Here is an 8471-nt window from a genome sequence, read left to right as displayed (position 1 = left end):
CGAAAACCGAGGAGTCCGACGAGCTCTAACGGTTAACTGGAAAGATCAGCGCGCTGCGGCCTACCGCGTAGGGTTACGCCTCAGCCAACCATGCCCGCCGTACGTCACGCCATCGTCGATCTCATCCTTTGGCCGCCGCCTCAACGGTGTCCATACTGCCGAAAACAAATCCTTGAAAAACACTGGCGCAAATAGATTCTGCCAAAGTAGTGCTAGATCAAATGATGTTTGCTGAGTAGTCCGTCTGCTCTCGTTGGTCACTGGTGGCCAGCAAGACGGTAAGCGCGATCTTCGCAATTGAGAGACATCTTCGTTCTCACGGATAGGCCGGGTGACAGCCTGATCCTAGAAAGGCCCCTTTGAGCTGCCATCGATGATGATCGGCCCATGCCAGCTTACTTGAAGAAGCGGTGGCTTACGTTCCCTCTAGTGTTTAGGGGGCTGGTTGCTGACAGCGGCCTCGAAGGCATCGACAGTTTCTGAATGCGCTTTGCAGGCGGGTGCTGCGTCGATCAGGTAAAGCAGGACCCACGTGCTCGGTTTTCGTTCCCGCCGTGCAATGATGCTGGCTGTGGTCGACAATGGAAGTCACAATTATCCACTACTGGTATGCTCCGGCGCAAGCAAATTCTGTTTGCGCGGCTAAGAGCAAAGGCGAACCGGAACTAGCCGGCAGCCAGAAGTTCCCTGAACAACCGCCTCAAGATCAAACAAGGAGTTGGGGTCGCCGAAACGAGAGTTCACAAATATCCTGCTCCGCTATGCTGGCAGGATAGGGACACGGGGTCACGCTCGCACACGCCAGGCGAACGTGGGGGCCTTGACCCCAGACTCTTTCCCGCCGTTTTGCGCAAATCGGCAATAAATTGTCGTTGTGAGCAATCGTTTTTTTCCGCAGCGTTCGCTCCGGCGCGCTGCGGGGTGTGTTGTCTCAGAAGAAGGGCCACTCCCATGGAGAAAGCGCGCGCTGTGCGCCAAGTTCATCCTTGATCGGGGTCGACTTTCTTCCACCCTTACCAAATTATTTCCTGCGTGCGTCCTCGTCTAGAATAGAGTCGGGCACGTCTCCTTTCCAGCGTACTGACCCGAACGGCCGCTCCAGCATGCGCCGGACGCGAACGGGTTCCGGACCAATATGAAAAGCTGTTGCCTCTCTATCCAGTGCGCGTTCCGATTGAGTGGCGCGGTTGCGCTGGCGTAAATAGTCAAGCCATGTCGGACAGTGATAGCGCTCGGTCCACAGTTCGGGATCTGCAATGTCCCGAGCAATTGACCAGCCATAGGCTCCGTTGCGCTGACGGAATAGTTGGATGTCCTGCATCAAAGCGTGGAAGGACCGCGCGTTCTCTTGCGCAATTCGATATTCGATCTCTACCACAAGCGGCCCGCTACGTTCCGTAAGTGCCAGCCGCACTTTGGGATCCTCTAGCATCTCTGATTCTTCGCCCCGTGCGTTGACGCGCGGCATCGGCAGCCAGTGCCCGAGCAGCGCAGAGAGTAGCAGCAAAGCAGCTGCGGACAGGAGCGCTACGCTGACACCAGCGGCATCGGTCATGTAGCCCCAACCCCAACTACCGATGGCAATCCCGCCAGAACTGGCCGCTTGATAGGCCGCGAGTGACCGTCCTGCCACCCAGCGTGGCGCTGACAGTTGCACACCAATGCTAAACAGCACCCAAGCGATGATCCACACCGCCCCTGCCAAGACGAGCGCACCCGCCGTCAAAACCGGCTCGCGACTCAGCGCCGCTGCAGCAACTGCCCCGCCCATGGACACCGCGCACGCGCGGATCGCGGCCTCCCCACTCACGCGCTTACGCACTTCCGTGATTTTGACTGCGCCGATCACCGCGCCAAGACCAAAGGAACTAAGTAGGATGCCATAGATTTTGGCGCCGCCATGCAGGAGATCGCGCGCTACCAGCGGCATCAAGGCAATGACAGCGCCGCCGAATACACCCATAACAAAGGAGCGGATCAATACGATCTTAATCGCTGGCGAGTGTATGATATAGCGCACCCCTGATACGATAGCACGGTGGAGGCTTTCGGGCGGCAACGGCGAGGGTTCAGTCGCGCGCTTCCACAGAAGCAGAGCGAACACTAACGGCAAATAGAGCAGTGCGTTAAGCGCGAACGCAGTGACTGCGCCAGCAGCCGCAACGACCATCCCACCTATTGCTGGGCCAACGCTACGTGCGATGTTATAGCTGATGCCGTTAAGGGCCACCGCCGCAGGTAACCCTTCCGACGGCACTTGCTCCCTTACAGAGGCTTGCCAGGCAGGGTCTATCAGGGCCGCACCGCTGCCGACAGCAAAACACAGCACCAGCAGCAGGTTCGGCGTGATCAGATCAAGCCAAGCCAGCGTGGTCAGCGCGGTCACACCTGTAAAGGAAATGCCGAGCGAGAACAGCATCACCTTGCGCCGATCATACATGTCGGCGATTGCTCCAGCGGGAATTGAAATCAGCATGACAGGCAGCATCAGCGCGGTTTGCACCAGTGCGACCATGTCGGCTCCCGATGTCATTTGAGTCATCGCCCAAGCGGCGCCCACTCCCCTAATCAAGACGCCGAGATTCGAGAGCAGGCTTGCGAGCCAGATGCGACGGAAATCGGCATGTCGGAATTGAGCGGTGATCCCGTCGCGGTTGGACATCTGAACCTTTGGCTTGTCCGTCATATCGGTTTCGGTCTTGCCGGCAAGACGTTTCGGACCAGATGAAGCATCGTTCAGCAAAATTGGATTCCTCAGCCATCATCTAAGCAAATTGCTCATTTCCAGAGAACAGTGGTGATCACTCCTGTGATCAACGGTTCCCATCAAGGAGCTGACCTTTTCTGAGTGAGAGGACCGGAGCGGCGGGGCCCTGCTGCGCCTCATTGGTCTGCTGAAAATGGTAAGGCCCGCGCGTGGAGCGGTCGTGATCAGCTCTACCGTCTGAACAGAGCGGTGGGTCCACAGCGACATCGGTTTGGTAGTTTCAGGAATGATTCGTGGACATGGAGTGCAGTTCGGCCTCTGCACGCCAGATCGGGCCGTCAGCATCGGTGCAACTTACAATTCAGCCGATTGGGGATCCGAAGTTGCCGCCCTTATGGTACCGAACTCTACCGAGCGTGGCCGTCGTCGACAGCGCGTCGGCCGATGCTCGTTCGGTGATAAAGGATGTCCATGACGGTCGTCAGGCATCGCGATCGGGAGCGCAAACCCCGCCTTTACCCGATCTATCACAACTAATGTCTTAAAGCTTTTGATATCCCGGTTTTCGTAGAAGAAGCGTTGCGTGAACTGCTCGTACTCCTCCATTGTGGGGGCGGTAATGTATAGAGCGAAGTCTGCGTCGCCGGTAATGTAGAATCCATTGACGACTTCAATTGAACTTTTGATCGCTTTCTTCAACCTGTCGAGGACGTCAGAACGCTTCCGTTCTAGCGTAACCAAGACCAGCATTTGGATAGGCCGTCCCACGGCCTTGGCCGAAACGATCGACACGTCGGCCTCAATGATCCCTTCTGTACGAAGCCGTTTTAATCGCCGCTGACACGCGGTTATCGAAAGCCCGACCCTTTCGGCGATTACCTCGCAAGTCACGCGATTATTCTTTTGTACGATCTCTAGGATACGGGCATCTGTTCGGTCGTATTGCATGTCTGGCTCCGGATGGGTTTCGTCGGATGGTGCCGTCACATGTTTGTATTAGATCAATTTTGGTGTATTGTGCTATATTAATTATAGGACAAGGGTTCAGACATGAAGAATATCTTACCTGCCGCAGATTGTGCCCCGGCACGGTGGAACTCCCATGCGAGTCAGTGCGGGTCACAGGTGGCGCATGACTGAACAACGTGCTGTCGCAATCATCGGCGGGGGCATAGTCGGCGTGAGTTGCGCGCTTATGCTGGCGCGGCAAGGCCACCGGGTTACGGTGATAGAGGAGGGCCGGGTCGGCCATGGCTGTTCGTGGGGCAACGGGGCGCAATACAATGCGGGATCGGCGCTTCCAATGGCGCATCCCGGTGTCATCTGGCGTGCACTACGATGGTTCGCTGACACTAACGGGCCGGTACGCATCGCCGCGCGTGAGTTGCCCCGCACCGCGCCTTGGCTGCTCCGCTTCTTGCGTACCGGGCGCCCCGAGGCTTGGAAGGAGGCGTATACGGCGTTGTACGCGCTCAACCATCAGTGTGCCGCACTATATCGCGATATGCTCGGCGACCCCGATTGGAATCGCTTGTTCCGGCCGAGCGGGGCCCTCCATGTTTGGCGCGGCGTAGCCTCCAGCCCGCTGGATGAGCGGGTGGACGGTCTCCGAATGAGCTGCGGCGTGGCTTTTGAGAGGCTGAGCGCGGAGCAACTGCGCGAGATGGAGCCCACTTTGTCCCTCGACTACAAGCGTGGAATATATTTTCCGGGCAGTGGTCATGTCACTTCCCCTATAGCGCTGGTGGAAGGCCTGATGGGGCGAGCCGCTGCACTAGGCGCATCAATTCGCACTGCGCGCGTCGAGGCTTTGGAGCCGGGAACGCAAGGGGTGACACTGCAGACGAGTACGGGGCCTCATCGCTGCGACACGGTGGTCGTCGCGGCGGGTATTGCTAGCCGCGATCTGGCGCGCTCCCTTGGCGTTGCCTTGTCACTAGCCAGCGAGCGCGGCTATCACATCACCATTCCTGGCGCCTCCGGTGCTATCAGTCGCCCGGTCACGGACGCGGCTTCAGCCTTCGTTGCAACGCCGCTCGAGGTTGGGTTGCGAGTCGTGGGCATCGCCGAATTTGATGCACCGGATGCCCCGCGCGACGCGAAGCAGAACAAGAAGCTGCGGGCATACGCCCGAGCAATGCTGCCCGGCATATCCATCGGCGAGGTAACCGAATGGATGGGCGTCAGACCATCGACGCCAGACAGTCTCCCCATCATTGGTCCCCATCCGAGGCACGGCTCCATCATATTCGCCACTGGCCATGGTCACTTAGGCATCAGCGGAGCGCCCATGACAGCGGCCATTGTCTGCGATCTCGTCGCGGGGCGCGCGCCCCGGATTTCCAGCGTGCCCTACGGCCTGCGATAGGGCTCCCAGTAAGTTTCGACTTGCGCGGCCCACCAATCATGATATGGTTCAATTATAAATTGACATAGTTCAATTCCAGGAGGCCTCAATGAGCCGTTGGGTAACTGCGATCGTCACTGCTGTTATTGGTGCAACCGCGCTGCTCGGCTTGAACTCCGTACCAGCCCGAGCCGAAAACCCTTCGTTGGTGCTCGACCGCATCAAGGCAAGCGGCAAGCTCAAGTTTCCCGTAATGGTCGCGGAGGAGCCGGGCTACATCAAGGACCCGCGTACCGGCGAATGGTCCGGATTCTTCGTCGACTGGGGCAAGGATATCGCCAGTCTACTTGGTGTTCAGGTCGAATACTATGAGACGACCTGGGGCAACTTGGCAGCCGATTTCCAGGCCGGCAAGGTAGACCTCGCTGTGGCGCTGAACCCCAATCCTCGCCGCGGGCTCGTTATTGACTATGTGCCCGGGGCTATCGTCGAGGGCATCTGGGCGCTCGTCGCGCGCCCCGGCTTCGCACCTAAGACCTGGCGCGAGATGGACAAGAAGGAAGTGCACATCGCCGTGCAGAAGGGCGGGACCATGCAGGTGATTGCCGAATCCGTGATCCCTAACTCCACGATCGTCGCAGTCCCCTCGCGCGACCAAGCGGTGCTGGAATTGCAGTCAGGCAAGGTCGACGCGATCATCGTCGCGGACCAGGACGCCGCACTGCTCGACTCGAAGGGTGTCGGCAAGGCGGTGGTGCCCACGCCGGTCCTGCGCAACCCTGCCACGATCGGCATCCGCCGGGAAGCCGGCAATGAGGGATTCTCCAACTTTCTGGCCAATTGGATGTCGCAGCAGAATTCTCTTGGCCTCGCCTGCTCGCGCATTACGCGCTACATGCTCGAGCGGGGCATTGATATGAAAGTGGTTCCTCAGTCCGGCAAGTATTGCTGACGCCATGCGTACGAGCCGCTTCTTCAGTGTCATCGACAGCCATACCGCAGGGCATCCCACCCGAACCGTCATGGCGGGCATTCCTCCGTTGCGCGGGCAGAGCGTGCGCGAGCAGCGGGACGATTTCCGCAACAACCATGACGGCTTGAGAACGCTACTGCTCCATGAACCGCGCGGGCATGCCGCCATGGCGGCGGCGCTACCTGTGCCCTCCCGCAAGGCGGACCATGGCCTATTTTTTATTTTCTCCTACGTCTACGCCGATATGTGCGGCCATGCCACTATCGGTTACATCGCCAGTCTTGCTGCTATGGGAGCCTTCCCGAAAGGGTTTGAGCAAAACGGAATGTCCATCGAGACACCGGCGGGGATCGTTCATGTGACAGGCATGTTCGAGGCCGGCCGGCTCACTTCAGTCCTGTTGCGCAATGTGCCTTCTTACGTTCTTGCATCCGACGTTGTTTCGGACGTCAAAGATCTCGGCAAGGTGACCTGTGACGTAGCTTATAGCGGCATCACGTATGCGCTAGTCACCGCTGAGCAAGTCGATCTACCCTTTGATATCGAACACGCCAGTGCCTGGTGTCGCGCGGGCATGGCCATCAAGGAAACGCTCAATGCCCGCAGTGGAGTGCCGCAAGTTGGCAGCATTCTCTTTTATCATCCGATCCAGGGGGGCGCCCGGCACCTAGTCATTTTGGCCCGCAACAAGTTCGACCGTTCGCCGTGCGGCACAGGCACCTCCGCGCGTCTGGCCCAACTTCACGCCCGCGGGCAATTGGCGATAGGCGACTCCTACCGGGCTGAGAATATTCTTGGTGTCCCCTTTGAAGCAAAAATAGCGAAGTTGGCTCAGGCTGGTGGCGGCATTCCAGCGGTAATTCCAGAGGTGCGAGGCATGGCTCATGTCACGGCATTTTCCACCCTCGTTCTCGAATCAGATGATCCGCTGCCTGCCGGCTTTCTTCCCATCTGACGGAGAGCGCCATGAAATTCGATCCGTCCATCGTCTTCGCGAATTGGGACATCCTTGCCTACGGCCTGCTCGTCACTCTAAAATATACGATCTACACCTGCGCCATCGGACTCGCGATTGGTCTGTTTGTGGCGCTGCTTCAGCTCAGCCCATGGCCAATCGTGCGCTGGACCGGTCGAGCGTGGGTCGAGTTCTTCCGCAACATTCCGCTGCTAGTGTTGCTGATGTGGACTTATTACGCGCTGCCTATCTTCCTACAGATCCAGATCGCCAAGGAAACGGCGGGCATTCTCGGACTCGGGTTCTACGCCAGCGGCTTCTATGCGGAGATCCTGCGCGCCGGCGTTCAGTCGATTGATCGTGGCCAGACTGACGCCGCCGTTGCGTTGGGCATGGGGTACGTGCAGCGCATGAAGCGGATCATCCTGCCGCAGGCACTCCGCCGCATGGTGCCACCACTGATGGGCCAGACGATTATGCAGCTCAAAAATACGACGCTCCTCTCGGTACTAACTATCCCTGACCTGCTGTACCAGGCGGGTTACATTGCCAGTTTCACCTATCGGCCGATGGAGGTCTACACGGTCATCGGTGCCGTGTTCATCCTCATGCTGTTTCCCCTCAGCGCTCTTTCGCGCAGGTTCGAGCGCAAGGATGGCGCATGATGACCGCAGCATCCACCGAAGTCGTATTGAGCGTGCGTGGTATCGAGAAATCCTACGGGCCGCACCATGTGCTACGTGGCGTCGATCTTGACGTTCATCGCGGGGAGGTGGTCTGCCTCATTGGTGCTAGCGGGTCGGGCAAGACCTCGCTGTTGCGCTGCATGAACCTGTTGATGGAGCCTGATCAGGGGCAAATTCTCGTCGAGGGCGCCCCCCTTTTCCGCCGCACCGAGATCGAACGGCTGAAACTCTCTGGCAGGCAGGTCAGCGCACTCCGTATCAAGACAGGGATGGTGTTCCAGAGCTTTAACCTCTTTCCCCACCGCACGGCGCTTGAGAACATAGTGGAAGCGCCAATGGTGGTGAAGAAAGTGCCGCGCCCCCAAGCCGAGGCGCGGGCACGCGAACTCCTTATGCGCATGGGTCTTCCCGACGCGGCACATAAATACCCTTCGCAATTGTCGGGCGGCCAGCAACAGCGCGTCGCGATCGCAAGGGCGTTGGCTATGCAGCCCACCATCATGCTTTTCGACGAACCGACCTCGGCACTGGATCCGGAACTGGTGGGCGAAGTGCTCGCCGCTATCCGGCAGCTGGCAGCCGAAGGAATGACCATGGTCATCGTCACCCACGAGATCGGCTTCGCTTATGAGTTGGCCGATCGGGTCATCTTCATGGACCAGGGAGTCGTGGCTGCCAGTGGCCCTCCGCGTGAGCTTCTGCTGTCGAATGCCAATCCTCGGCTCGCCGCTTTCGTCGGACGGTTCACGGAACAGGCTCGTCTTCTCGGCCCACTCACTTCGCCCGCGGCTATACCTTCAGCC

The 8471-nt window shown here is 58.8% G+C and carries 6 protein-coding genes and 1 pseudogene; 5 read left to right on the top strand and 2 right to left on the bottom strand.

What is annotated here, in order from left to right; translation table 11 throughout:
• Positions 1–1021: 1021 nt before the first annotated feature.
• Positions 1022–2686: an MFS transporter gene (locus AC0L20_RS39230; protein ID WP_473295552.1), complete on the bottom strand. Its 1665-nt coding sequence runs from the start codon at positions 2684–2686 to the stop codon at positions 1022–1024.
• Positions 2687–3184: 498 nt separating this feature from the next.
• Positions 3185–3655: pseudogene (locus tag AC0L20_RS39225) on the bottom strand (Lrp/AsnC family transcriptional regulator); the annotation flags it as partial.
• Positions 3656–3839: 184 nt separating this feature from the next.
• On the opposite strand from AC0L20_RS39225, the gene AC0L20_RS39220 reads away from it, so the two are divergent.
• The 5 genes from AC0L20_RS39220 to AC0L20_RS39200 form a co-directional block, all read left to right on the top strand.
• Entirely contained in the window at positions 3840–5075 is a 1236-nt protein-coding gene (locus AC0L20_RS39220; protein ID WP_473295550.1) for an NAD(P)/FAD-dependent oxidoreductase, read from the top strand.
• Between the two features lie 88 nt (positions 5076–5163).
• Entirely contained in the window at positions 5164–6006 is an 843-nt protein-coding gene (locus AC0L20_RS39215) for a transporter substrate-binding domain-containing protein (protein ID WP_473295549.1), read from the top strand.
• 4 nt (positions 6007–6010) lie between these two features.
• Entirely contained in the window at positions 6011–6982 is a 972-nt protein-coding gene (locus AC0L20_RS39210; RefSeq protein ID WP_473295548.1) for a proline racemase family protein, read from the top strand.
• Positions 6983–6993: 11 nt separating this feature from the next.
• Positions 6994–7647 carry an amino acid ABC transporter permease gene (locus AC0L20_RS39205; RefSeq protein ID WP_473295547.1) on the top strand — a complete coding sequence of 218 codons (654 nt, stop codon included), beginning with the start codon at positions 6994–6996 and terminating at the stop codon, positions 7645–7647.
• The coding region (locus AC0L20_RS39200) for an amino acid ABC transporter ATP-binding protein (RefSeq protein ID WP_473295551.1) at positions 7647–8471 on the top strand (825 nt) is incomplete at its 3' end. The genes AC0L20_RS39205 and AC0L20_RS39200, both read left to right, overlap by 1 nt.

Source organism: Bradyrhizobium sp. Kon58, assembly GCF_055807455.1.
Note: the sequence above shows the minus strand (reverse complement) of the source record. Positions and strands in the feature narration are given on the sequence as shown.